The organism is Spirillospora sp. NPDC029432 (assembly GCF_040703975.1).
GTDB lineage: Bacteria > Actinomycetota > Actinomycetes > Streptosporangiales > Streptosporangiaceae > Spirillospora.
The window spans coordinates 67,160-92,260 of record NZ_JBEZWH010000009.1 but is presented as its reverse complement, the minus strand read 5'-3'; the positions used below and the strand labels follow the sequence as shown (position 1 = coordinate 92,260).

The window sequence follows — 25,101 nt, the reverse complement described above, 5'->3', positions numbered from 1 at the left end:
GCCGTCGTGCACCGAGGACGGTGGACCCTGGAGGACCGGGTGTCGGCGCCACTGCGCGAGCTGCCCGTCGAGCTGCCGCCCGGATGCGCGGCGCTCACGGTCGAGCTGTCGTACGAGGGCGGCGTCGTCGACCTGGGCTGCCACGGCCCGGACGGCTTCCGCGGCTGGTCGGGCGGCGCCCGCCGCACGTTCACGATCGCGGCCGGGCACGCGACGCCCGGCTACCTGCCCGGCGAGCTCGAGCCGGGCCTGTGGCACGTCTGGCTGGGGCTGCACCGCGTCCCGCCGGAGGGCGTCGAGTACGAGGTCGTCGCCACACCGCACCGCACCGCACCGGCCGCGCCGCCCCCGGATCCCGCGCCGCCCGTGCCGTCCGTGCCGCGGCGGCCGCCGTCCCGCGACGGCCTCCCCGCGCCCGCCGGCATGCGCTGGCTGGCCGGGGACCTGCACGCCCACACCGTGCACAGCGACGGCACGCTGACCGTCACCGGGCTGGCCTGCCTGGCCGCCTCGCGCGGGCTGGACTTCCTGGCCGTCACCGACCACAACACCGTGAGCCACCACGCCGAGCTGCCCGCGGCCGCCGCGTACGCCGGGATCGCGCTGCTGCCGGGCCAGGAGGTCACGACCGACCTCGGGCACGCCAACGTGTTCGGCGGCGAGGGCCGGCCGGCCTGGATCGACTTCCGCCGCACGGCCGCCGAGTGGGCCGCGGCGGCCGCCGCGCGCGGGCAGCTGATGTCGATCAACCATCCGCTGGCCGCCGACTGCGCCTGGCGCCTCCCGCTCGACGGCGGGGGCGCGGGCCCCGACGCGCCCGCGCGCCCGCGGCTCGCGGAGATCTGGCACCCGTCGTGGTGGGATCGGCGGTGGGGAGCGCCGCTGTCCTGGGCGCGGCTCTGGCGGCCCGACGCCGTCCCGCTGGGCGGCAGCGACTTCCACGATCCGGCGCAGGCGCAGCGGCTCGGCGAGCCGACCACCTGGGTGCTCGCCGAGGACGGCGACGTCCTCGGCGGCCTGGCGGCGGGCCGTACGGCGGTCGCGGCGGCGCCCCCGCAGGAGGGCGCGCCCCTGCTGCTGCGTGTGGAGGACGACCTGTTCGCCTTAGGGGCCGGCGGCACGGTCCTCGTACGGCCGGACGGGCGGCGCGAGGTCGTGCGGGGCGAACGGGTCCGGTTCCCTGCGGCGGACCCCGGAATGCACCACCTGGAATCCCATGAGAACGAGGTGATGGCGCTGTGCGGGTGACCGGCACCAGCGAGTTCGCAGAGACCGGCGGGGCGGCCGATCCCATCGTCGTCGTTCCCCACACCCATTGGGACCGCGAGTGGTACCTGCCGTTCCAGCGCTTCCGGTTGCGCCTGGTGTCGCTTCTGGACGAGGTGCTCGAACGCATGGAGCGCGACCCGCGCTGGTGCTTCACCCTCGACGGCCAGATGGCGGCGGTGGACGACTACCTGGAGGTACGGCCGGAGCATCGGGACCGGCTGGCCGCCCTCGTACGGGAGGGCCGCCTTGCCGTAGGCCCCTGGCAGATCCTGCACGACGAGTTCCTCTGCTCGGGGGAGAACATCGTCCGCAACCTCGAAATGGGCCTGTGCAGAGCGGCGGAGCTGGGCGCTGCCATGGAGGTCGGCTACCTGCCCGACCAGTTCGGCCACTGCGCGCAGATGCCGCAGATACTGCGGCAGGCCGGGATCGAGCACGCGTGCCTATGGCGAGGCGTGCCGTCCGCTGTGAACAGCCACGCCTTCGCATGGGAATCGCCGGACGGATCGGTCATCCGCACGACGTACCTGCCGGAGGGTGGTTACGGCAATGCCGCCGGGATGTTCGAGGCGGCCGCGCCGCACGGCGACGGCCGCCGCCCGCCGCTCCAACGGAACGCGGCCGAGTTCGCCGTCCGGATGCGGCCGTGGCGGCCCGAGGGCGGGGCCCTGCTGGCGATGTACGGCGCCGACCACACCGCGCCGGCCGCCGACCTCGCCGACCAGATCGCGGCGGCCGGGACGGCCATGCGGCTCGACACCCTCGCGGGCTACTTCGCCCGCGAGGACACCTCGGCGGACGGACTGGTCCGCGTCCGCGGCGAGCTGCGCTCGCACGCCCGCGCGAACATCCTGCCCGGCGTCATCTCGGCGCGCGTCCACCTCAAGCAGGCGATGAGCCGCGCGGAGCGGCTCGTGGAGCGGCACGCCGAGCCCTTGGCGGCGCTGTGGCACGCCGGGGAGTCCCGGCGCTTCCTGGACATGGCCTGGCGCCGCCTGATCGAGGTCAGCTGCCACGACTCGGTCACCGGCTGCGGCAGCGACGAGACCGCCGCGCAGGTCGCCGCGCGGATGGCCGAGGCCGAGCAGCTCGGCCGGGCCGTGTGCGACCTGGTGACGGCCGAGCGCGCCGCCGCCGTCCCGCTGGACGGGCACCTGGTCTTCAACCCCAGCCCGGCGCCCCGCGCCGGCCTCGTCACCCTGGACGTGCCCGTGGACGCCGGCGCGGTGGACGTCCGCGGCCATCCCGTCCTCCGCACGGCCGCGGGACGCCGCATCCCGACCCAGACGCTGGAGACGGCGCCCACGGTGCTGGACGACGCCGTCCACCCCGCGTCCGAGCTGCCGATCGTTCTCGAACGCGTCTACGGGCGCGTGCTGTTCGGGCAGGAGATCCGCGACTGGTCGGTCTCGGAGGAGGGCCGCACGCTCACCTTCCACGTCACGCGCCGCGCGGAGACGCACTTCTCCATCGCCGACGTCAAGGAGCGGCTGCGAGAGGCGACAGGGGACTGGCGCGTACGGATCCTCGCCGATCCGCGCTGCACGGTGGCCGCGCTGGTGGAGACACCGCCGCTCGGCTACACGACGGTGGGGCCCGCCGACTCGCCCTCGGACGAGGTCGCCGTCCCGTTCGACATGCCCGTCCAGGCCGAGACGGAGACCGTCGCCCTGGACAACGGCCTGCTGCGCGTAGAGGTACGGCCGGACGGCACGCTTACCCTGCGCACCCCCCACGGGGAGGTCTTCGACGGCCTCGGGCGGCTCGTGGACGGCGGCGACCTCGGGGACACCTACAACTACGCGCCGCCGCGGCGCGACCGCCTCGTCGACACCCCCGCGTTCGTCCAGGTCGAGCCGGTATGGCCGGGCCCGCTCGTCGGCGCGTTCGACGTCGTGCGGACCTACCACTGGCCCGCCGCCGGAGACGCCGCCCAGGGGACGCGCTCCAAGGCGGAGGAAGAGGTCATCGTCACGACACGGGCCGAGCTGAGAGCCGGGGAGCCGTTCCTGCGCCTCTGGGTCACCTTCGACAACCGCTGCGACGACCACCGCGTACGGCTCCACTTCCCGCTGCCGGACGCGGCGCGGTCGTCGTTCGCCGAAGGGCAGTTCGCCATCGTGGAACGGGGCCTGACGGCGGAGGGCGGCTTCGGGGAGAAGCCGGTGCCGACCTTCCCCGCCACCGGCTTCGTCGCCGCCGGGGGGCTCGCCGTACTGCTGGAGCACGTCAGCGAGTACGAGCTCGCGTCCCAGGGGAGCGAGCTCGCGGTCACGCTGCTGCGCTCGGTCGGCTACCTGTCGCGCGACCGCAACGCCCACCGCGACCAGCCCGCCGGCCCGCAGCTCGCCACGCCGCAGGCCCAGTGCCGCGGCGAGCGCACCGCCGGCCTGGCGATCATGCCGTACCTGTCGGCGGAGCCCGGCCAGGACGTGCTGGCGGCGGCCGAGGCGTACCGCCACGACCTGCTGTCGGCACCCGGCTACGGCCCCCGTACCGCGCCCCTGCCGCCCGCCCGGATGGGCATCGAGGCGGGCGGTCCCGGCGTGGTGATGACGAGCCTGCGGGAGCGGGACGGCTGGCTGGAGGTGCGGCTGGTGGCCGAGCAGCCCGCGCCGACCACCGCGTTCGTCCGCGGCGGCTTCACCGAGGCCGTCCGGACCGACCTGCTCGGCCGGCCTGGCCCGGCGCTCGGCGTCGGCCCCGGCGGCACCGTGACGCTGCCGCTGCGCCCCTGGGAGATCGCGACCGTACGGATCCGGGCCGCACGACCCGATCGACGGATTGATTCCGCTCAGGGGCTTATGACGGACCCCCCAACACGGTCAGACTGGGCTACGTGAACGATTTCGATCTTCTCGTGCTCGGCTCCGGGCCCGGCGGCCAGCGGGCGGCCATCGCCGCCGCCAAGCTCGGCCGGAAGGTGGCCATCGTCGACCGCCGCTCCATGATGGGCGGCGTCTGCATCAACACCGGAACGATCCCGTCCAAGACCCTGCGCGAGGCCGTCCTCTACCTGACCGGCCTCAACCAGCGCGAACTGTACGGCCAGAGCTACCGGGTCAAGGACGACATCACGGTCGCCGACCTCGGGATGCGCACCCAGCACGTGATCGGGCGCGAGGTCGACGTGATCCGCAGCCAGCTCGCCCGCAACCGGGTGACCGTCATGTCCGGAACCGGACGCTTCCTGGAGCCCAACACCATCGGCGTGGGCAACGGCCAGGACCGCGAGCAGAAGATCACCGCCGACAAGATCGTCATCGCCACCGGCACCCGGCCGGCCCGTCCCGACACCGTCGAGTTCGACGACCGCACGGTGATCGACTCCGACGGCATCATCAACATGGAGCGCATCCCCGAGACCATGGTCGTCGTCGGCGCGGGCGTGATCGGCATCGAGTACGCCTCGATGTTCGCCGCCCTCGGCACCAAGGTCACGGTGGTGGAGCGGCGCGAGCGCATGCTCGACTTCTGCGACCTGGAGATCGTCGAGGCCCTCAAGTACCACCTGCGCGACCTCGCCGTCACGTTCCGGTTCCGCGAGTCGGTGGCCTCCGTCGAACGCATGGCGCACGGCGCGCTGACCGTCCTGGAGAGCGGCAAGCGGATCCCCGCCGACACCGTCATGTACTCCGCCGGCCGCCAGGGCATGACCGACGACCTCGGCCTGGAGGCCGCCGGCCTGGCCGCCGACCGGCGCGGCCGGATCAAGGTCGACGAGAACTACCGCACCGAGGTCCCGCACGTCTACGCCGTCGGCGACGTGATCGGCTTCCCCTCGCTCGCGGCCACGTCCATGGAGCAGGGCCGGCTCGCCGCCCACCACGCCTGCGGCGAACCCGTCCACGAGCTGCACGAACTCCAGCCGATCGGGATCTACACCATCCCCGAGATCAGCTTCGTGGGCCGCACCGAGGACGAGCTGACCGAGGCCAAGGTCCCGTTCGAGGTGGGGATCTCCCGCTACCGCGAACTCGCCCGCGGCCAGATCATCGGGGACTCCTACGGGATGCTCAAACTCCTGGTCTCACCCGAGGACCGCCGCCTCCTGGGCGTGCACGTCTTCGGAACGGGGGCCACCGAACTGGTCCACATCGGGCAGACCGTGATGGGATGCGGCGGAACGGTCGACTACCTGGTCAACGCCGTCTTCAACTACCCGACACTCTCGGAGTCCTACAAGGTGGCGGCGCTGGACGCGATGAACAAGATGCGCCACATCGCCCGCCTGACCGGCTAGCTCTGCCAGAGCAGGTTCTGCAGCTCGGTGTCGATGTCGATGTACTCGGCCTCCCGCCCCGCGGGCACCAGCTCGTGCGTACGGTGCAGGAACTCGGCCAGCGCCGCCAGGGGGGCCTCGAAGAGGGCGTTGCCGAACGGCGAGGACAGCGCCAGGTTCAAGGTGTCGTCGTGGGTCCCCGACGGCCACACCTCCACGTCCCCGTCCCCGACCTTGCGCACGATCCCGACGGTGAGCAGCTCCCGAGCGAAGATCCACTCGACCGGCTCGTCCTCGCCGACGTAGAACGCCATGCGGATGGCGTACGGGTCGTCGGCCGTGTACTCCACCCGGGCGAGCAGGGGGACGGTCGTGCGGTCGGGGACGACGAGACGAAGGCCCAGCTCGGCCGAGACGGTGGTGCTGCTGTTCATGCTCGATCCTTCGGTCGTCGGTCCCGCTTGCGCGCGGGCGGTCCGAGGAGCTCTCCCTCATTCGGATGTCCCCGCGATCTATGACGCCTAACTGACACCGGCCGGACGAACATTCCGTCACCCCCCGTGTATGTGACCCAACTCACGTTCGCAAAAAGGTGATCTGACCTGGGCAAAAACGGATCAATCAGGACGCCACGCCATCCCTGCCCCCGGACACGGACCCCTGTCCTATGTGACGATCGGACCGGCCCCGTTGGTTGCCGCCAGGCCCGAAACGGCCACCTCGTGGCCTAAAGTAAAACCGTGGCGATTAAGCATGAAAGAGAGTCCTCGCCCCCTCAGGAGGCGAAGGACCCGGGGGTCTTCGTGAGGTTCCGCGAGTACATCCGCCGGAACGCCCTGCTCAACACCACCTGGCGCATCGGCGTCTTCACCGTCGGGGCGACGGTCCTGGTCGGCGGCCTGATCATGATGATCGCTCCCGGCCCCGGCATCCTGGGCATCATCGTCGGCCTGGCCATCCTGGCCACCGAGTTCGCCTGGGCCCAGCGCGCCCTCCACCGCGCCCGCGCCGCCGCCGAGAAGGCCAAGGAGAAGGCCCTCGACCCGCGCACCAAGAGGCGCAACACCATCCTCGCCATCATCGGCGGCCTCCTCGCCGGCGCCGCCGTGATCGCGTACCTGGTGGTCTACGACTTCACGCTCCCCTGGGACGTCCGGGATTACACCCCCTGGAACTGAACGCGTTCAATGCACGAACGCCCCCCAGGATGCGCTAGAGTCTTCACGTCGGAACGCCCCAAGGCGGACCGCCCGGGCGATTAGCTCAGTGGGAGAGCGCTTCGTTCACACCGAAGAGGTCACTGGTTCGAACCCAGTATCGCCCACCCCGACACCACAGGCCCTTCCTCGCCCCAGAGGGAGGGCCTGAGACGTTTCACTCCGACTCTGTCCTCAGGCGCTCAGAACCCGGATCGCCGGGCCCGGCTCCCTCGCGGCATGCCCCAAGAGCTCGTTGAGGATCGGCACGGGCGAGGAGCCGCCGAACCGGAGCCGCTCGGCCAGCGAACTCTCCCACCGCCGCTGCAGTGAGGTCATCGCGCATCGCGTCCGAGACATGCGTGTAGACGCCGCGCATGCCCCGCACAGTTTGGCCCAGCCGTTCGGCCTGGAGGATCTCGGAGATGCCGTCCTCGGCCATCCACGTCTTGTGACCGTGGCGCAGCCCATGCGGCGGTGAGGTTCTCCAGCAGCGGCAGCCAGACGGACGCCGGGACGTCCGGCCCGATCACCTGGATGTCCTTGCCTCGAGGTGGCTGGAATGGCTCCCCGGGACGGCGTCAGCGAGAACGGCCCTCCAGCGCCGGGTTATCTGTCGCTCGCTTGGCCCGATGCGGCCGGACTGCGAGCTGGAGAGGGTGGAAACTTTGGTTTCCATCGACCGGTTTGGGAACTATAGTTGTCGCATGACGGTCTCTGAGATCACCCAGAAGGAACAGGCAGAACTCGAGAAGGCGCTGTACGACGCCTTGCATCCGCTGGCCTGGGCGATTCGGTCCCGACAGACCGGGTTGCCCGCTGACCGTGCGTGGGAAGCCGATCCCGTCGAAGTGGCACTGTCGGTCCTGGCCGCTTGGAAGGTGGTGGATGCCGAGGTCAGGCGGTTGACCGCGCGCGCGGCGGCAACCGCTGGTTCCTATGGCGCCAGTTACGAGCAGATGGGGGCCGTCTGGGGCATCACCCGGCAGGGTGCCCGTAAGAAATGGCCCGACGCCGTCAGGCGCTCAGCGCCCGCGACAGCGGGCAGGAGCACGCTTGCGCTCTTCGGGGGGACTGCCGAGCTGGTGCAGGCGCCTTCCGGTGAGTGGGGCTGGTCAGGTGTGGGCGCTGACGGAACATCCGCCGCGGCCACCGAGGAGACGCGCTACGCGACCGCGGAACAAGCAGCAGCTCATGCGGGCGCTTTTCTCAAAGAACACGCCCTCGACCGTTCCTAGCATCAGGCAACGTTCGCCCTGTTCACGACCCTGCGGAGGTGTTCGTTGGCGGCGTGCTTGTTCCGCCCGATGATGTAGCGGCGGATCATGCTGCCCTGCTTGGCGTGGTCGGTGCCGTCACCGCCGTCCAGCAGGGTCATGCGCGGCGCGTGGAACGTTTGAGGGTGATCGCGCCGGTTGGTGTCGGCGGTCGCGGGCGTGTCCAGGGGGTGGTGGGGGCTCGATCCGGTCGATGCACGAGAGGCGTGGATATGACAATCATTTTCAGCTAGCTTGATTCCCCTCAGCATCCGATCTGGTGCAGATGAGGCGGGGTTCGTATGTCCACACCCATGACCGCGTCCGAACGGGCGGCTCCCTCCGTGTTGGCGCCGGCCCGCGTGACCTTGGCGGGTGCCGGGGTCGTGACCGCTGTGAGCGCGCTGGCAGGGATGGCGCCGCTGATCGCCGTGGTGGAGATCGGACGCAGGTTGCTCGCCGGCGACACCGATGTGTGGCCGATCGTCGTGGTCGCCCTCGTCGCCCTGGCCGTCAAGCAGCTCGGCACGTTCGGAGCCGTCGTCCTGACCCACTTCGCCGACATTAGGGTCTCCTTCCAGGTACGGCGGGAGCTGCTGCGCAAGATGCGCCGGCTGCCTCTCGGCTGGTTCACCGACCGCAACTCGGGGACGGTGAAGAAGACCGTCGAGGACGACGTCGCGGCACTTCACCAGCTCATCGCGCACTCGGTCGTCGAGGTGACGGCCGCGGCCGTCCCGCCCGTCGTCGCGGTGGTGTACCTGTTCGTCGTCGACTGGCGGATGGCTCTGATCACCCTGGTGCCGCTGGTGTCGGGCCTGGTCTTCTACCAGCGCGCGATGGCGGGGGCGGGAGGCAAGTATCCCGAGTTCATGGAATGGCTGGCCCGCCTCAACGGCGCCGCGGTCGAGTTCGTGAACGGGATCGGCGTGGTCAAGGCGTTCGGGACCCCGGGGGTGGCGAGCCGGCGGTTCCAGGACGCCTCCCGGAACTTCGCCACGTTCTTCCTCGACTGGGCCCGGCAGACCACCCGCGCCAGCATCATCGCCGAGATCCTGCTGTCACCGCCCAGCGTGCTCGCCGTGATCGCCGTCGCGGGCGGCGCGCTCACCGCCGCGGGCCATCTGCCGCTGGTGAGCCTGCTGGCCTTCCTGGTGTTCGGCACGGTGACGACGGCCGGATTCATGACGCTCATGATGTCGGTGCATCCGCTGGTCACCGCGCTCGGCGTGGCGCGCGACATCCGTACGCTGCTGTCGGCTCCCGAGCTCGCGGTGCCGGACGCCCCCGTCGTCCCCGATCCGGCCGCTCCGGGACCGGTCGTCCGGATCCGCGGCGTGCGCTTCGCCTACGGCGACACCGTCGCGCTGGACGGCGTGGACCTCGAACTCGAACGCGGAACGGTCACCGCGCTGGTGGGGGCCTCCGGCTCGGGAAAGAGCACGCTGGCCAAGCTCCTGCCCCGTTTCGACGACCCGCAGGAGGGCTCGGTGGAGCTGTACGGGGTGGACCTGCGTTCGATCGACCCCGCCGAGCTGTACCGGCACGTCGCCTTCGTGTTCCAGGAGGGGGCGCTGCTGCGCATGAGCGTCCGGGACAACATCCGCCTCGGACGTCCGGACGCCCCCGACGACGCCGTCCGCGACGCGGCCCGCAGGGCGCAGATTCTCGATCGGCTCGACCGCCTGCCCCGCGGCCTGGACTCGGTGGCGGGGGAGGACGCCGAACTGTCCGGCGGTGAGGTGCAGCGCGTCTGCGTCGCCCGCGCGATCCTGGCCGACCGTCCGGTACTGGTGCTGGACGAGGCGACCGCGAGCGCCGATCCGGAGAACGAGGCGCGCATCCAGGACGCGCTGAGCGAGGTCGCCAGGGACCGCACCGTGCTGGTGATCGCTCACCGGCTCGGCACCGTGCGCGGCGCCGACCGGATCGTCGTGCTGGACGAGGGACGCGTGGTCGAGCAGGGCGCCCATGAGGACCTCCTGGCCGCCGGCGGCCGCTACGCCCGGCTGTGGGAGCACGACCAGCGCGCGCACGCGACCGAGGAACTGGAGACCGGCCGATGATCACGATGCTCCGCTACCTGGCCGAACTGCTCGACGCCGACGGGCGGCGGCACCTGCGCACGATGATCGCCGCGCAGGCCGGGCAGGGCGTCCTGCAGGGCGTGGCCTTCCTGCTCGTCGCGCCGCTGCTGGCCGCCCTGGCCGACACCCCGGTCGACGGCGGGCGGGCCGCCCTGTGGGCCGGGGCGATCCTGGCGGCCGTCGTCCTGCACCACGTCCTGCTCGCGTGGAGCACATCGCTGGGGTACGTCGTCGGCACGGATGTGCTGACGAGTTTCCACTCGCGGATCGGCGGCCATCTGGCGACGCTGCCGATCGGCTGGTTCCGCGGCGACCGTACGGGCCCGATCGGGCGGATGCTCGGCAAGGGGACCATGGACGTCGCCAACATCCCCGCCCATCTGACCCGGCACGTGGTGGTCGGCATCACGGCCCCGGTCACGATGATCGCCGGAAGCCTGCTGCTCGACTGGCGGGTCGGTGCCGCCCTGGCTCTGGGGGCCGTGCTCTGCGCGCTGTGCCTGCGGCTGCTCATGGTCCTGGTCAAGCGCAACGACGACGCCTACGAGCACGACATCGGCGTGTCCGCGTCCCGCATCGTCGAGTACGCCCGGCAGCAGCCGACGCTGCGCGCGTATGGCGTCCTCGACCGTCCCGAACTCGGCACTCTGGAGGACTCGCTCACCCGCCAGCAGGGGTCGCAGTCGCGGCTGCTGGTCCGCGGCGCGTGGGGCATGATCGCCTTCTTCGGCACGCTGCAGCTCGTCGTCACCGCGATCATCGGGCTGACCGTCGCGCTCGCCGTGGACGGCCGCGCCACCGTTCCGGTCATGATCGGGCTGCTGGTCGTCGCGCTGCGGCTGCTCGACCCGCTCTCCCAGCTCGGCGAGCTCGCCGGCACCGTCCAGATCAACTCCGACGCGATCCGGCGCGTCCGGGAGCTGCTCGCGGTGCCGCCGCTGCCCGAACCCGAGAAGCCCGCCGAGCCCGGCGGGGCCGACGTGGAACTCCATGAGGTCCGGTTCGGCTACGACGGTGGTCCGGCCGTGATCGATGGGGTGACCGCGCACCTGCCCCAGGGCACGCTCACCGCCGTCGTGGGCCCGTCCGGAGCGGGCAAGAGCACCCTGCTCAAGCTCGTCGGACGCTTCTTCGACGTCGATGAGGGCACCGTCCGGATCGGCGGCCAGGACGTCCGCGACCTCGGCAGCGCCGGCGTCTCCGCGCTGACCGCCCAGGTGTTCCAGGACGTCTACCTGTTCGAGGGCACCATCGCCGACAACCTGCGCATGGCCGACCCGGACGCCACCGACGCCGACCTCGAACGCGTCGCGCGGACCAGCCGGCTCGACGAGGTCGTCGACCGGCTGCCCGACGGCTGGGAGACCCGGGTCGGCGAGGCGGGGACCACCCTGTCCGGAGGCGAACGGCAGCGCGTCTCCATCGCCCGGGCACTGCTCAAGGACGCGCCCGTCGTCCTGCTGGACGAGGCCACCGCCGCCCTCGACCCCGTCAACGAGGCCGCCGTCGCCGACGCGCTCGGTGATCTCGCCCGCGACCGGACCGTGATCGTCGTCGCGCATCGCCTGTCCACCGTCGTCGCCGCCGACCGCATCCTGGTGCTGGAGGACGGCGGGATCACCGAGGACGGCGATCACCACACGCTGCTGTCCGCCGGCGGCACCTACGCGCGCTTCTTGGACGAACGCCTGCGTGCCCAGGGATGGCAGCTCCGCCGACAGGCGCCGGCCGACATCGGCGGATGACGCTCGGCCACGAAATGGGCTGCGACGAAGAGCGCGTGGTGCGGCGTACGTAGGTACGTCTGTTCCGGCTCGGTGACGTCGCGGTGCCTCACCGGACAGGCGGTGCGGGCGGTGCCGCGCCACCGGCGCGTCCAGGCCCATGCGCTCCAGGTTCTCCAGCGCCTCCGTGCGGGCTTGGCCGGACGGGGTGTCACTCCTCCGGGCTCGTTCCTCATCGGCGGTTCCCTGTACCGCCAAGGCGTGATATTTGTAATGATAACGGTTTTCATTCTTGGGTGGGGAGTGGCGTGGAGAGACGGGAGCATGCCGTCGTCATCGGGGCGGGAATCGCGGGGCTGACGGCGGCCGCGGCACTGGCCGGACGCTTCGAGCGGGTCACGGTGCTGGAACGGGACGCGCTCCCTGATGGCCCGGAGTTCCGGCCGGGGATCCCGCAGAGCCGCCACCTGCACTCTCTGATGGGGGCCGGGCAGCGGGCCTTGGACGAGTTGCTGCCCGGGTTCACCGAGCGGCTGTACGAGGCGGGCGCCGTCCCGCTGCGAACGCCGTACGATCACCTGTGGTTGAGCCCGGCGGGATGGTGTCACCGATTCGCGCCGTCGCACACGGTGCCGTCGGCCACCCGCGAACTCGTCGAGCACGTCGTGCGAAAGTCGGTGGCCGGACTCGGCGGTGTGGACTTCCGGGACCGTACGGAGACCGTGGGGCTGGTCGGGGACGCCGAGCGCGTCACGGGTGTGCGGGTGCGGGGCCGGGACGACGATCGGGCAGAGGAGTTCGGCGCGGATCTGGTCGTGAACGCCTCCGGGCGCCGGTCGGGCGGCCGCCGCTGGCTGCGCGAACTCGGCCTGGACGAGCCGGAGGCCGAACGCGTCGACTCCCGGCCCGGTTACAGCAGCCGGCTGTACGCGCTGCCGGACGACTTCGCCGACGAGTGGCGGATCATCTCGATCCAGCCCGGCGAGGGTCAGCCGCTGCGGGGCGGGGCGCTGGTCCCGGTCGAGGGCGGCAGGTGGCTGGTCTCGCTGTACGGCTACCTCGACGATCATCCGCCGGTGGACGAGGCGGGCTTCCTGGAGTTCGCGCGGAGCCTGCGACATCCGGTGCTGTACGACATCGTCCGCGAGGCCGTCCCGGCCGGTCCCGTCCACGGGTTCCGGCACATGGCCAACGAACGGTACCGGTATGAGGATCTGCCGGTATGGCCGGACGGCCTGCTGCTCGTGGGCGACGCGGTCTGCGCGGTCAACCCGGTGTACGCCCAGGGCATGTCGATGGCCGCGATGACGGCCGTGCTGCTGCGCCGCCTGCTGGGCGAGGGGGCCGGCTGCCGCGCGGTGCAGAAGGAGATCGCCGCGGGGAACGAGCGGGCCTGGCGGGTCGCCACCGGCGCGGACCAGGCCTACCTCGGAGACACCGGGGACGAGGCCGCCCGAGAGGCGGGGGAGTACATGCGGCGGCTGATGGAGCTGGCGCTGGTGGACGCCGAGGTCAACCGGACCTTCTTCGACGTGATGATGATGCTCGCCGAGCCGGACGCCCTCTCGTCCCCCGAACTGGCGGCGCGGGTCGCGCGAGGCCCGGCGCGTCCGCCCGCCGGCCGGGTGCGATGACCGGTTCGGCGCACCGGGCGGGCCTGGCGGCGCTCGGTCACGCCTCGCCCCAGGACTTCCCGGACTTCGTGCGGCGCCTCGATCTGGCGGTTCTGAACGGCATCGCCGCCTTCCTCGGGGAGGCGCTGGAAGGGACGGGCCCGCGGACGGCGGAGGAGATCGCGACCGAACTGGGCCCGGCCCCTCGGCACCGCTGGATCGTGGGGCACTGGCTCGACGCCCTGGTCGGCGAGTCGCTGATCGAGTGCTCCGCGTCCGGACGCTTCAGCGGGTTCCGGCGCCGGCGGCGGTCCGAGCTGATCGCGTTGCGCCGTGACCTTGACGATGCCCGCCGCGGGCTCGGGTACCCCGAGGACCTGACGCGGTACCTGCTGGACTCGCTGCGCTCCCTTCCCGGCCTTCTCGCCGGCGAGGCGAGCGCGCAGGCCATGCTGTTCCCCGGAGGGGAACTGGGCACCGCCGAAGCGATCTACCGCGACAACCCCGTCAACCGCTACCTCAACGCCGCGGCCGTCGACGTCGTCTGCGGCCTGCCGGCCAAGCGCCGGGTCCTGGAGTTGGGTGCGGGCACGGGATCGCTGACCTCCGACCTGCTGCCCGTCCTGGCCGGGCACACCACCGAGTACCTGTTCACGGACCTGTCACCGTTCTTTCTGGAGGCGGCGCGGGAGCGGTTCGACGCCTACCCCTTCCTGCGGACGGCGGTCGCCGACTTCGGCGCCGATCTTGCCGCGCGGTGCGGGCCCGAGCCGTTCGACCTGCTGATCGCGGTGAACGCGGCGCACAACGCCCCGCACGTGGGCGAGCTGCTGGAGCGTATTCGCGCGATGCTGGCGCCCGGCGGCGCGCTGCTGCTCATCGAGACCTGCCACGAGCACCACCAGTCGCTGGTCTCGATGCCCTTCCTGCTCTCGGCCCCGCCCGGCGGGACCTTCCCCGAACGCCTGGACCGGCGCGCCGGGACCCGCCGCACCTACCTCACGCGCGAGGAATGGGCCGCGGAGCTCGGTGCCGCGGGGCTGGCGCCGCTTCTCGAACTTCCCCGTCCCGACCATCCGATGGCGGCGTTCTCCCAGCACCTCCTGGTCGCCGCGCCCGACTCCCGAGGGAGAGTCCGTTGACCGTTCACGCTTCCACCGGATCCCGGCCCGACACCGTACGGGAACTCGCCGGAATCTGGAGCGAGCTGCTCGACCTGGACCCGGACGCGATCGATCCGGACGCGAGCTTCCTGCGGCTGGGCGGCGACTCCGTCCTTGCCGTCCGGATGTCGGCGCTGGTGCGCCGGCGTCTGCTGGTCGAGCTGGCCCTGTCCGACGTCACCGTGGAGATCACGCTGGCGGCACTGGCCGACCTGGTCGCGCGCCGGTCCGCCGGGGACGGCCGCGACGCGCGGGCCCTTCCAGTGGAGATCGAACGCCGCGCCGACCCGGCGGCGCCGTTCCCCCTGATGCCGCTCCAGCAGGGCTACTTCGTCGGCCAGCAGGACGGCTGGGAGCTGTCCTACGCCTCCGCGCACTTCTACAGCGACGTCGGCCTGAGCGACATGGATTCCGACGAGGCCGAGGAGACCCTGGCGGACGCGCTGCACCGGCTGGCGCTGCACCAGCCCACCCTGCGGGCCCGGCTCACCGCCGAGGGGGAGCAGTACGTGATGGCGCCGGACGCGCCCGGCGCCATCCCGCGTCCCCGCGTGTACGACCTGCGCGAGGCCGGGGAGGAGGAAGCCGCCGCCACGCTGGAGGAGATGCGCCGGGAGATGGGGACCACCGGTCCCGATCCGCTGACCGGGCCCGGCCTGGACGTACGGCTGACCTTGCTGCCCGGCGGCCGGGGACGCCTGCACACCGCGATGAGCCTGATCTCCATGGACGGCTGGTCGGCGACCGTCCTGAACCGCGAACTGCTCACGCTGGCCGCCGACTGGAACGCCGTACCGGCGCCGCTGGAGGTCGACTTCGGCGACTACGTCCGCTCGATCGGGCGGCTGCGGCAGACCGGCACCTGGGCCGCCGACCGTGACTGGTGGTGGGAACGGCTCGACGCCGCGCCGTCGCCCCCGGCGCTGCCGCTGCGCGCCGACCCGCGCGAGGTGGCGCCCGAGCTGATGGACACCCGGGAGGCTCGGCTCTCGCCCGAGCGCTGGGAGGCGCTGCGGGCCCGGTGCGCCGAGCGGGAGGTCACGCCGTCGGCCGCGATGCTCACCGCGTTCGCGGTGGTGCTGGCGCGCTGGGCCGGGCACCGCCGGATGCTGCTCAACACCCTCCAGCTCAACAGGCTGCCGCTGCATCCCGACATCCACCGCACGATCGGCGCGTTCGCCGCGACGATGCTGGTGCCGGTGGACCTGGCGGCCGGCAGCACGTTCGCCGAGCTGGCGGCCGCCCGGCAGCGCGGTTTCGCCGACCATGCCGCGCACAATCTCATCACGGGCGTGGAGGTGTCGCGCGAGCTGGCCCGGCGGCGCGGGACCACCCGCCCGGTCGCCCCCATCGTCTTCCAGAGCACGCTCGGCATGGACGCGGCGATCGGGGAGCGGCAGGCGACGTCCGCCGGGCCGCTCGGCGATCTGGACTTCGATGACTTCTTCCACCAGCTCCGCACCCCGCAGGTCGCGTTGGAGGCCCGCTTCTGGGAGATGAACGGCGCGATGGCGGTGGCGTTCTCGCTGGTCGGTGAGCTGTTCGAGCCCGGTGAGGTGGACGCCGCGTTCACCGGTCTGGTGGAGCTGATCGGCGCACTCGCCGACGGGCCCGGCTGGGACCGGGTCGTCGAACTCCCCGAGGCGGCCGAGCCCGCCGCCGGCGCGGAGGACGGGCTCCGGATCGGTGCCGGAACGGCGCCTCAGGACGGCGAGCAGGCCGGGCCGCCCGCGGACGAACTGGAACAGCGGATCGCGCTGCTGTGGGAGGACATCCTGGAGGTGCCCGTCCTGGACCGCGCCACGTCGTTCTTCGCCCTGGGCGGCGACTCGCTGCTGGCCGTCCGCACCGTGGCCCGCCTGGCGAAGGACGTCGGGGCCGGTGTGGGAGTGCGCCGGTTTCTGGACGCGCCGACCGTCGCCGGGCTGGCCGCGGCCGTCCGCGAGAGCCAGGCCGCCGAGCTTGCGGGCACAGGGCGATGACCCAGGTCGGCGTCCTGGGCGGGTCCGGGACGGTGGGCCGTATCGCGGTGGAACGGCTCGCCGGGTGGGAGGTCGGCTCCCTGCGCGTCGGCGGCCGCGACCTGGACCGCGCGGCGGAGGCGTGCACAGCGGCGACCGGCGTGCCGGCCGAGCCGTTCCGCGTGGACCTGGACGACGACGCCGCGTTGCGGGACTTCTGCGCCGGCTGCGACATCGTGATCAACTGCGCGGGTCCTTCGTATCGCGTGCTGGATCGCGTGGCGCGCGCCGCGCTCGCCGGCGGCGCGCATTACGTCGACGCGGCGGGGGACCTGGTGGCGATCGACGCCCTGACCGCGGGCGGTGCCACTGGACTCGACCACCATGCCGCCGTGTTCTCGGCGGGCCTGATGCCGGGCCTGTCGGGGCTGCTGCCCCGGCTGCTGGCGGTGGACGGGCCGCTCGCCCGGCTGGACGTCTACGTCGGCGGCGCCGCCGCCATCGGCCCGCTGTCGGCGGTGGACGCGCTGCTGACGCGCGGGCCGCGCTTCGGTACCGCGCTGGCCGCGTGGCGGGACGGCCAGATCGTGCCCGGGGCGCTGAAGCCGCTGCGGTCGGTGGCGCTGCCGGGATTCCGGGACCGGGTGCACGCGTGGCCGTTCCTGTCGACGGAGATGTCCCGGCTCGCCGCCGAACTGGGCGTGGACGAACTGCGCAACTACACGGTGTACGTCACCGAGGCCATCCCCGAGGCGCTCGCCCGCGCGTGGGCCGATGACGAGGCGGCCCTCGACGCGCACGTCCCTGCGGTCGTCGCCGCCGCCGGCACCGACCTCGCGGCGGCCGGGCCGTACTACGCGATGCTCTTCCAGACCGTGCCCCGCGATCCCGCCCCGGGACGCGCGCGCCGGCTGCTGCTGCGGACGCCCGACTCGTACGCGCTCAGCGGTGTCGTCGCGGCGCTCACCGCCCGCGAACTGCACGAGGGCACGATCCCGCCCGGCGCCCATCCGGCCTCCGACGTGCTGTCCCCGTCCCGGACGCTGACCGCGCTGCGCGACGACCCGCTGGTCACCGGCGTGGAACTGTCCTGACCCCCGAGAGAAAGGTGCCGATCATGACCGATACCGCCGTCGACGAGGCCGCGCGGGCGGAGCGAGGCGAGGGGTACGGGATCAACGCCCCGTACTACGACCTGATCATTCCGCACGAGCACTGGACCGCGGTGGCCGGGACGCTCACCGGGATCCTCGAAGGCGCCGGCGCGATCGCGGAGATCGGTGCCGGGACCGGCTTCTACACCCGGGCGATGCTGGAGGCGCTCGGGCCGGACGCCGAGATCTTCGCGATCGAGCCCGCGCGGATCATGCGGACCGGCCTGGTCACCCGGCTGGCCGGGCTGAGCGCGGACGCGGCGACTCGGGTGACCGTACTGCCCGAGGACGCGCTGAGCGCCGAGCCGGGCGTGCCACTCGACGCGGTGGTGCTGCTCAACTGCGTCATGCACTTCGGGCCGGAGGAGCGGTCGCGGTTGTGGCGGCGGTGGGCCGAGCGGCTGCGGCCCGGCGGCCTGCTGGTGGTGGAGGCGCAGTACCCGCAGCGCGCCGAGGAGGTCCCGGCCTCCGTCGTCCCCGGTGCCACCCTGGGCCGGTACCGGTACGAGACGCACTCGCGCGCCGAGGTCGTCGACGACGGCATGATCCGCTGGATCAACACCTACCGCACCCTGGCAGGCGACCGCCTCGTCCGGGAGGAGACCGCCGAGTTCGACTGCCACGTCATCTCCGACGAGACGCTCGCCGCCGAACTGGCGGCCGCGGGGCTGGAGCCCGCGGCCGCCGGCGCGCCCGGTCTGCACGTCTGGCGACGCTAGGCCGTGCCCCTCGTTCCCGGCCCAGGATGCCCGCCTGGCGGCTCGCATCCTGAACGTGCCTCCGCGAGCGGGGCATCGCTCCGCGATCTGCCCGAGGGGTCCCGCCTCCGGCATCGCGCCCCCGGGCAGGTAGCGCGCTCGCGCGACGGCCGGGGTCTCTGTGAGACGGACCTCCGGTCAGCGGGTGCCGTGCCCGGACAGGATCTGCCGCAGCGCCGCCAGCACGGCGGCCCGCTGCGGCACCAGGTAGAAATGGTCGCCGGAGAACAGCCGCAGCTCCGCCCGGGCGCGGGTCGCACGCCGCCAGCCCAGCGCCTCACCGGGCGCCAGGTCGGGGTCCCGGTCGCCCAGGAACACCGTGACCGGGCAGTCCAGCGGCGGCAGCGGCCGTGCCCGGTAGGTCTCGATGATCCGGTAGTCGGCCCGGACGTACCCGAAGATCATTTTTCGGAGCTCCGGGTCGCCCAGCACCTCGGGCGGCGTGGCACCCAGCCGCGCCAGCTCGGCGCGCAGGTCCTCGTCGTCCCCGCGGTGCACGCCGCCGCCCCGCTCGTCGTGCGGCGCCTCCCGCGCGGACGCGATCAGGTGCGCCGACGGGCGGGCGCCCCGGGCCCGGAGACGCTGGGCGACCTCGTAAGCGACGGTGGCGCCCATGCTGTGGCCGAACAGCACGTACGGGCGGTCGAGGAGGGGCGCCATGTCATCGGCGAGCGCTCCGGCCAGCCCGTCCATGTCCGCCGGTACAGGCTCGCCCAGCCGGTCCTCACGACCCGGGTACTGCACCGCGACCGGCTCGACGGCCGGCGGCAGTGCCCCGGCCCAGTCCGCGTAGGCACTCGCCCCGCCCCCGCCGTGCGGGAAGCAGAACAGCCGCAGCGCGGCGCCCGGCCGCGGTTCGAAGCGGCGCAACGCGCCGCCGCCTTCCTCGACCACCTTCAGCCCTTCCTTTCGACACGAATCAGTACGACCCAGTACGACTCAGCACGACCGACTGGAGACGCAGATGCATGACGTGATCGTGATCGGCGGCGGCCCCGCCGGACTCAGCGCCGCCCTGGTGTTCGGGCGCCAGCGCCGCAAGGTGCTGGTCGTCGACGGCGGGAAGGTCCGCAACGCGCCGGCCTCGGAGATGCACATGTACCTGAGCCGGGACGGCTTCCCGCCCTACCGGCTGCTGGAACTCGGCAGGGAGGAACTGGCCGCGTACCCTTCGGTGGAGGTCCGCCCCGGGAGCGTCCTGGCCGCGAGCGGAACCAAGGGCGACTTCACCGTCGAACTCGCCGACGGGACCACGGAACGGGCCCGGCGGCTGGTGCTGGCCACCGGGCAGGTGGACGAGCCGTACGACATCCCCGGCCTGCCGGAGCGGTTCGGGCGCAGCGTCTTCCACTGCCCGTTCTGCCACGGCTGGGAGACCACCGGCAAGAGCCTGGCCGTCGTGACCTCCGTACCGCACGAGGCGATGCTCGCCCTGTACGTCGCCGACCGCTTCAGCGATGACGTCGTCCTGTGCACGCACGGCCCGCTCGACCTCCCCGACGAGATCGCCGCGCGGCTCGCCGAGCGCGGCATCGAAGTGATCGCCGAGCCGATCACCGAGATCGCCGGGGAGCTGGACGACCTGCGGCTGCACTTCGCGGGCGGGCGGGTGCTGGAGCGCCAGGCGATCTACCACCGGGCCCCGACCCGGCAGCACTCCGAACTGGCGGCGCAGCTCGGCTGCGAGATCCTCGACGACGGCACCGTGCGCGTCGACGAGCTGCAGGAGACGACCGTGCCGGGCGTCGCCGCGGCGGGGGACACCGCCAAGCTCCCGGCCGTACCGGACGCCGCGACGCTGGTCTCGCTCGGGGCGGCCGACGGCGTGCGCGCCGCGCTGTGGATGGACGGCGACCTGTTCCGCTCCGGCCTGGCGGAATCCCAGAAATCCCAAGAATCCCAGGAATCCGAGGCGTCCAGAGCCTGAGGCCATGGGCCGGTGGCCGGGTCCGCGCACCCGGCCACCGGCCTCCCGGGCCTCCTTCACCGGAGCTCACGGCGGGCCACGAAAAGGCGCAGCCCCGCACCGGCCAGCGGATGGTCTTCGGCGGGGAGCCGGAACCAGGGGCGCAGCCCGCTTCGCTCCAGCAGTCCCTCCCATTCGGCGGCGGTGAGGAAGACGCGGTCCCCGGCGGCTCGGAGATCGGCGGGATCGAGCCGTCCGGCCCCCGGCGCGGCGGACATGAGGAACTGCATCGACGCCAGGATCGCCGGCATCTCCCGTACGGTCTCGACGAACACGAACAGCCCGCCCGGCCTGAGGAGCCGTCCCAGGCCGGCGAGCATGCCGGCGGCATGGCGGGCGTTGTGCAGGACGTTCGCCGACAGCACCACGTCCAGCGACCCGGCGGACACGCCCTGCCCCTCGGGATCGCCGTTGATGTCGAACGTCGCGAACCGCACCCCGGCCCTGTCGCCGAACCGCTCGCGCCCCAGCGACAGGAAGTACCGCGAGACATCGGTGAACAGGTAGTCGATCTCCGCGTCGGCCAGGGCGTCCAGCGCCCCGGTGGTGGTGCCGCCGACGCCCGCGCCCAGCTCCAGCACCCGCAGCGGGCCGCCGTTGCCGCGGTCGCGGCCCGCCCACCTGAGCACCTCGCCCACCGCGGCGTTGAGGTGGCGGTTCACGCCGTTCTCGCGGTACGCGCCGTCGGCGGCCGCGGCGCCGTCCCCGCCGAAAAGCAGCTGCTGCACCTGTATCTCATCGCGGAGCAGCTCGGGAAGGCGAGCCATCGCCGACAGCATGAACGCCGTCGTCTCGGCCGGATACCCGGCCCGCTCGCCTTCGTCCGCCAGCCCGCGACCGGCCATGGCGACCCGCGCCCGGGGCACATGGCGGAGCCGCCCGTACCGGTCGCCCCCGAGCGGCGACAGATGCCCCGCACCGACCAGCGCGGCGAGCCATCGGCGCAGGATCCAGCGATGCCGCGCGGCGACGCGGAGGTCGTCGGCGATGTCCGCCGCCGTGAACCCGCCGGATTCGTCCTGCCGCGCCGAGGCCGCCGGGCGCAACGCGGCGCACATCGCCATGAGCGCGACCTCGTCGAGCCGCCGCAGGAAGGCCGTCAGCGCGTCCGCGCCCGTCCCGGTCGCGGCGGCGGCGGCCTCGGCCGCGCGCACGGGCAGCCCCTCTTCCACGGCGTCCGGCCGGTCGACGAGAACGGCCGCCTTGGTACCGGCCCTGCGAAGGATCGCCGCGGCGACCTCCGTGAGGCGGCGGTCGACGAAGGCGGCGAACGGCTCGTGCGCGGAGACCGGGTACGGCGCGATCTCCTCGACGGGGACGGCGGCCGAAGCGGCGGGGGACACCACCGCCAGGCTCGCCGGGTCGTGCGGATCGGAGACGATCGCGGTGTCCGTGCCGGCGATGTCCCGGAGCCGGGCGGCGGTCATCGCGCCGGGACCGTCCGACAGCGGCGCGAACGGGATGCCGTGCACGCGCACCGGCCCGCGTCCGAGCAGGGCGGGCAGCGCGGCGCTGCGGTCCGCGGGCAGGTCGTCCCAGCTCACCTGGCCGGGCTCGGGCGAAGCCGGGGCGTCCACGCGGAGGATCGCGTCGAACCGGTAGCGGGTGAGCTCGGTGTCGGCGCGCATGGTCTTGGGATGGACGCTCATCCGTATCCGCCGTCCGGTCTCCGCGCCGATCCGTTCGGCCAGGCCGGCCAGCAGCGGCGGATCGAACAGGAACTCGGCCTCGCGTGCGGCGCGGCCGGACGCACGGATGTCCAGTTCCTCCGGCGCGGCCTCAGGTGCCGACGCCGCCTCGATCCAGTGGCAGAACGCGTGGAGGAGGCGGGAGTCCCGCACGTCACCGACCAGGACCGTCCCGCCCGGGGCCACGGAATCGACGGCGCCGCGCAGGACGGTCCCCAGATACGCGGCGTTCGGGAAGCACTGGGTCACCGAGTTCAGCACGACGAAGTCGGGCCGCGCCTCGGGGAACCGGAGGCGCTCCAGGGCGGCGCGGACCCGCGGTGCGGCGAGCTGGTGCGCGGCGGCCCGGACGAACGCCGTGTGCGGGCTCGCGCCGGTGCTCAGCCGGTCCACCGCGGCCTCGGCCACGTCGGTGCCCACGTACCCCGCCACGTGATCGCGCAGCCGGTGCATGAGCAGGCCGGTCCCGCAGCCCAGTTCAAGAACATGGCGCGGGTCGTGGGCGAGGATCAGCTCGACGGTGTGCCGGGCCCAGTCGCGCATGTGGTCCGGCGGGAACGGCTCGCCGCTGTCGGAAGCGCGCCAGCCGGACAGGTCGAGGTCGTCGGCGTGGCGGGCCTCGCCCTTGGTGTACGTCCAGTCGTAGACCTCGCTCCAGTGGTCGAGGAACTCTTCGACCAGCCCGCCGGGCACGGGCCGTACGGCGAGCGCGGACGGAGCCGGGCGGATCCGTACCGTCCGGCCGTCGCCGTCGAGCCGGGCGGCTTCGATCCAGGGATGCGCGTCGAGCAGGGCGGGCACGTCAGGCACGGTCATCGTTCTCCAATCGGGAGGGAATGCGTTCGCGCAGGGCACCGTCGTGCAGGCGCAGGACGCGGTCCGCGCTCTCGGCCACGGTCGCGTCGTGGGTCACCAGCAGCACGGCCAGGCCCTCGGCCCGCAGTGCGGCCAGCAGCCGCAGGACGCCGGCGGCGGACGCGGCGTCCAGCGCGGAGGTGATCTCGTCGGCGAGCAGCAGCACGGGCCGAACGGCGAGCGCGCGGGCGATCGCGACCCGTTGGCGCTGGCCGCCGGACAGCTCCCCGGGCCTCCGCGTGGCCAGGGCCGGATCGAGGCCCACTTCGCGGAGCAGGCGGGGAACCTCCTCGCGGGCTTGCTCGCGGGTCCTTCCGGCCGTGCGGACCAGCGCCCGGGTGAGGGCCGTCCCCGTGCGGTGGGCCGGGTTCAGCGCTCCGGCCGGGTCCTGCGCGACGAGCTGGACCGCTCGCAGGGACTCATGGTCCCGGTCGGCCAGCCGCCAGGGGAGGGGACGGCCGATCAGGCAGGCCTGCCCGCCTGCCGGGGTATGCAGACCCGCGAGCGCGCGCAGCAGCGTCGTCTTGCCACAGCCGGAGGGGCCCGTGACCGCGACCAGTTCGCCGCGCGCCACGCTCAGCTCCCCGCCGTCCAGCAGGAGGCCGGGCCCGCGGCGCAGTACGAGCCCGCCGGCCTCCAGCACCGGTCCGCCGGACGGCCCCGCGCCACCGGCGGCTTCAACCGGATCGTTTGCCGGGTACCCCAGGTCGTACACCCGGTCGGCGACGCGGTCGACGAAGGCACGGTCGTGGGAGATGACGAGGGTGACCGAGCCGCCGCTCTCGCGGCGCCGCGCGAGCGCCTGCTCGACACGGTCGAGCGCCGCGGGGTCGAGCCCGCTGGTGGGCTCGTCCAAGACGAGCAGCGCCGGATCGTCCAGGAGCGCGCGGGCGAGCGCCACCCGCTGGGCCTGGCCGCCGGAGAGCCGGTGCGCGCGCCTGCTCCAGAGCCGTCCGGCGTCCAGGCCGAGTGAGGTCAGCAGGGCCTGCGCCTCCGCCTTGCGAATCCGCCGCCCGTCGAGGACGGCCGCTCCCACCGTCTGCAGCGGGTCGAGCGTGCCCGCCGGGTCCTGGTCGACGACGGCCACGTGCGTTCGCCGCCAGCGCCGACCGGCCCGGCCGCGGGGAACCGGCTCGCCCCGCCAGCGCAGGTCGCCGCCGACCTGCCGGAGTCCGGGCGGCAGCAGGCCGAGCACGGCGCGGACGACCGTCGTCTTGCCGCCGCCGGACGGCCCGGCGAGCGCGACCACCTCGCCTGGCCGGGCGTGCAGCGTCAGCGGACCGATGATCGGCGCGCCTGAGGCGTCCTGGACGGTCAGCCCGTCCACCGACAGCCCCCCGTTCGCCTGCGCGGGACCGGGCTCGTGCTCGTCAGGGGAAAACGCCGGGAAGTGTCCCGTACGATCGCCGGTCGCGGGCACGGTCCTGGGCATGGTGATGGACCGGGCCAGCAGTGCGGCGGCCACGGCCAGTAGGGCCAGCGCGATGGCCGGTGCCGCCAGGGCCGCCGGGTTGAGGGCGGCGCCGGGAAGGTTCTGCCGCAGCATCACGCCCCAGTCGGCGTCCTGCGGCCCGGCACCGAAGCCGAGAGCGGCGAACGCGGTGGAGATCTGGAGCGCCATGACGAACCGCATGACCAGCTCGGCGGTCGCGGCCCCGGCGATCGACGGCAGGACCTCCCGGACCAGGATCGAGGGGACCCGTTCGCCGCGTCCCAGGGCTGCCTCGACATAACCGGAACCGCGGGCGCCGCGGACCAGGTCGCCGATCATCCGCAGGCCCAGTGGTGCGCCGCCGCAGACCGTCGCGGCGAGTACCGCCGCGCCCGGCGGCAGCGCGACGGCCAGCACCAGCGCCAGCAGCAGGAACGGCACGGCCAGCAGCAGGTCGGCCGCGCCGGTCAGGACCCGGCGGGCCCGCCCGCTCGACCAGCCGGCCGCCAGGCCGCCCGCCGTGCCGATAGCGGCGGCGGCCAGTGCCGCGGCCAGCGCCGACAGGGTGAGGTCCCGGCCGCCGGCCAGCAGCCGGGACAGCACGTCGCGCCCGGCGTCGTCGGTCCCCAGCGGCGTGCCGGGGCCGGGCGGGCTCCATGGCGCGCCGATCGACGCCGCGGGATCGTGCGGTGCGAGCGCGCCCCCGAACAACGCGGCGCCCAGCACCACGATCCCCAACACCACAGGAGCCGGCACC

At 73.2% G+C, this 25,101-nt stretch carries 19 protein-coding genes and 1 tRNA gene; 14 read left to right on the top strand and 6 right to left on the bottom strand.

Annotated features, from left to right (window positions below):
- The first annotated feature begins 6 nt into the window (after positions 1-6).
- Genes AB0881_RS09770 through sthA form a run of 3 tightly spaced genes read left to right on the top strand, consistent with a single transcriptional unit; the run spans position 7 to position 5,512 of the window.
- Entirely contained in the window at positions 7-1,248 is a 1,242-nt protein-coding gene (locus AB0881_RS09770) for a CehA/McbA family metallohydrolase (RefSeq protein ID WP_366615766.1), read from the top strand.
- Complete coding sequence (locus tag AB0881_RS09765; protein WP_366615765.1) at positions 1,245-4,112, top strand: alpha-mannosidase; 2,868 nt, start codon at positions 1,245-1,247, stop codon at positions 4,110-4,112. The genes AB0881_RS09770 and AB0881_RS09765 overlap by 4 nt, the downstream gene beginning before the upstream one ends.
- Positions 4,109-5,512: a Si-specific NAD(P)(+) transhydrogenase gene (sthA, locus tag AB0881_RS09760; RefSeq protein ID WP_366615764.1), complete on the top strand. Its 1,404-nt coding sequence runs from the start codon at positions 4,109-4,111 to the stop codon at positions 5,510-5,512. The genes AB0881_RS09765 and sthA overlap by 4 nt, the downstream gene beginning before the upstream one ends.
- Here sthA and AB0881_RS09755 read toward each other — a convergent pair.
- Positions 5,509-5,925 (bottom strand): SsgA family sporulation/cell division regulator, encoded by a 417-nt coding sequence (locus AB0881_RS09755; RefSeq protein WP_366615762.1) that lies wholly within the window; start codon positions 5,923-5,925, stop codon positions 5,509-5,511. The genes sthA and AB0881_RS09755 overlap by 4 nt on opposite strands.
- A 306-nt stretch (positions 5,926-6,231) precedes the next feature.
- On the opposite strand from AB0881_RS09755, the gene AB0881_RS09750 reads away from it, so the two are divergent.
- Complete coding sequence (locus AB0881_RS09750) at positions 6,232-6,669, top strand: PGPGW domain-containing protein (protein ID WP_366615761.1); 438 nt, start codon at positions 6,232-6,234, stop codon at positions 6,667-6,669.
- 74 nt (positions 6,670-6,743) lie between these two features.
- A tRNA-Val gene (locus tag AB0881_RS09745) sits at positions 6,744-6,815 on the top strand.
- Between the two features lie 67 nt (positions 6,816-6,882).
- Here AB0881_RS09745 and AB0881_RS09740 read toward each other — a convergent pair.
- Complete coding sequence (locus AB0881_RS09740; protein ID WP_366615760.1) at positions 6,883-7,026, bottom strand: hypothetical protein; 144 nt, start codon at positions 7,024-7,026, stop codon at positions 6,883-6,885.
- A gap of 368 nt (positions 7,027-7,394) precedes the next feature.
- On the opposite strand from AB0881_RS09740, the gene AB0881_RS09735 reads away from it, so the two are divergent.
- On the top strand, positions 7,395-7,925 hold the full coding sequence (locus AB0881_RS09735) for a hypothetical protein (protein WP_366615759.1): 531 nt from the start codon (positions 7,395-7,397) through the stop codon (positions 7,923-7,925).
- A 2-nt stretch (positions 7,926-7,927) separates the two neighbouring features.
- Here the strand turns inward: AB0881_RS09735 and AB0881_RS09730 are convergent, their stop codons facing one another.
- Positions 7,928-8,065 carry a hypothetical protein gene (locus AB0881_RS09730; protein ID WP_366615757.1) on the bottom strand — a complete coding sequence of 46 codons (138 nt, stop codon included), beginning with the start codon at positions 8,063-8,065 and terminating at the stop codon, positions 7,928-7,930.
- Positions 8,066-8,329: 264 nt separating this feature from the next.
- Between AB0881_RS09730 and AB0881_RS09725 the strand changes: the two genes are divergently transcribed.
- The 7 genes from AB0881_RS09725 to AB0881_RS09695 all read left to right on the top strand — a co-directional run bounded on the left by AB0881_RS09725 (position 8,330) and on the right by AB0881_RS09695 (position 18,364).
- Positions 8,330-10,009, top strand: coding sequence for an ABC transporter ATP-binding protein (locus AB0881_RS09725; RefSeq protein ID WP_366615755.1), 1,680 nt, complete (start codon positions 8,330-8,332; stop codon positions 10,007-10,009).
- Positions 10,006-11,775, top strand: coding sequence for an ABC transporter ATP-binding protein (locus AB0881_RS09720; RefSeq protein ID WP_366615754.1), 1,770 nt, complete (start codon positions 10,006-10,008; stop codon positions 11,773-11,775). The genes AB0881_RS09725 and AB0881_RS09720 overlap by 4 nt, the downstream gene beginning before the upstream one ends.
- A 287-nt stretch (positions 11,776-12,062) precedes the next feature.
- Positions 12,063-13,388 (top strand): FAD-dependent monooxygenase, encoded by a 1,326-nt coding sequence (locus AB0881_RS09715; RefSeq protein WP_366615753.1) that lies wholly within the window; start codon positions 12,063-12,065, stop codon positions 13,386-13,388.
- Positions 13,385-14,509 carry a class I SAM-dependent methyltransferase gene (locus AB0881_RS09710; protein WP_366615751.1) on the top strand — a complete coding sequence of 375 codons (1,125 nt, stop codon included), beginning with the start codon at positions 13,385-13,387 and terminating at the stop codon, positions 14,507-14,509. Before AB0881_RS09715 ends, AB0881_RS09710 begins: the two co-directional genes overlap by 4 nt.
- Positions 14,506-16,512 (top strand): phosphopantetheine-binding protein, encoded by a 2,007-nt coding sequence (locus AB0881_RS09705; RefSeq protein ID WP_366615749.1) that lies wholly within the window; start codon positions 14,506-14,508, stop codon positions 16,510-16,512. The genes AB0881_RS09710 and AB0881_RS09705 overlap by 4 nt, the downstream gene beginning before the upstream one ends.
- Positions 16,509-17,585 carry a saccharopine dehydrogenase NADP-binding domain-containing protein gene (locus AB0881_RS09700; protein WP_366615747.1) on the top strand — a complete coding sequence of 359 codons (1,077 nt, stop codon included), beginning with the start codon at positions 16,509-16,511 and terminating at the stop codon, positions 17,583-17,585. The genes AB0881_RS09705 and AB0881_RS09700 overlap by 4 nt, the downstream gene beginning before the upstream one ends.
- A 23-nt stretch (positions 17,586-17,608) precedes the next feature.
- Positions 17,609-18,364 (top strand): class I SAM-dependent methyltransferase, encoded by a 756-nt coding sequence (locus AB0881_RS09695; protein WP_366615745.1) that lies wholly within the window; start codon positions 17,609-17,611, stop codon positions 18,362-18,364.
- Positions 18,365-18,541: 177 nt separating this feature from the next.
- Here the strand turns inward: AB0881_RS09695 and AB0881_RS09690 are convergent, their stop codons facing one another.
- On the bottom strand, positions 18,542-19,297 hold the full coding sequence (locus AB0881_RS09690) for an alpha/beta fold hydrolase (protein ID WP_366615743.1): 756 nt from the start codon (positions 19,295-19,297) through the stop codon (positions 18,542-18,544).
- Between the two features lie 70 nt (positions 19,298-19,367).
- On the opposite strand from AB0881_RS09690, the gene AB0881_RS09685 reads away from it, so the two are divergent.
- Positions 19,368-20,330, top strand: a complete 963-nt coding sequence (locus AB0881_RS09685) for an NAD(P)/FAD-dependent oxidoreductase (RefSeq protein WP_366615742.1) — start codon at positions 19,368-19,370, stop codon at positions 20,328-20,330.
- 56 nt (positions 20,331-20,386) lie between these two features.
- Here the strand turns inward: AB0881_RS09685 and AB0881_RS09680 are convergent, their stop codons facing one another.
- Together AB0881_RS09680 and AB0881_RS09675 are read right to left on the bottom strand one after the other, a co-directional pair.
- Positions 20,387-22,873, bottom strand: coding sequence for a methyltransferase (locus AB0881_RS09680; protein ID WP_366615740.1), 2,487 nt, complete (start codon positions 22,871-22,873; stop codon positions 20,387-20,389).
- Entirely contained in the window at positions 22,860-25,100 is a 2,241-nt protein-coding gene (locus tag AB0881_RS09675; protein ID WP_366615739.1) for an ATP-binding cassette domain-containing protein, read from the bottom strand. Before AB0881_RS09675 ends, AB0881_RS09680 begins: the two co-directional genes overlap by 14 nt.
- Position 25,101: the final 1 nt, after the last annotated feature.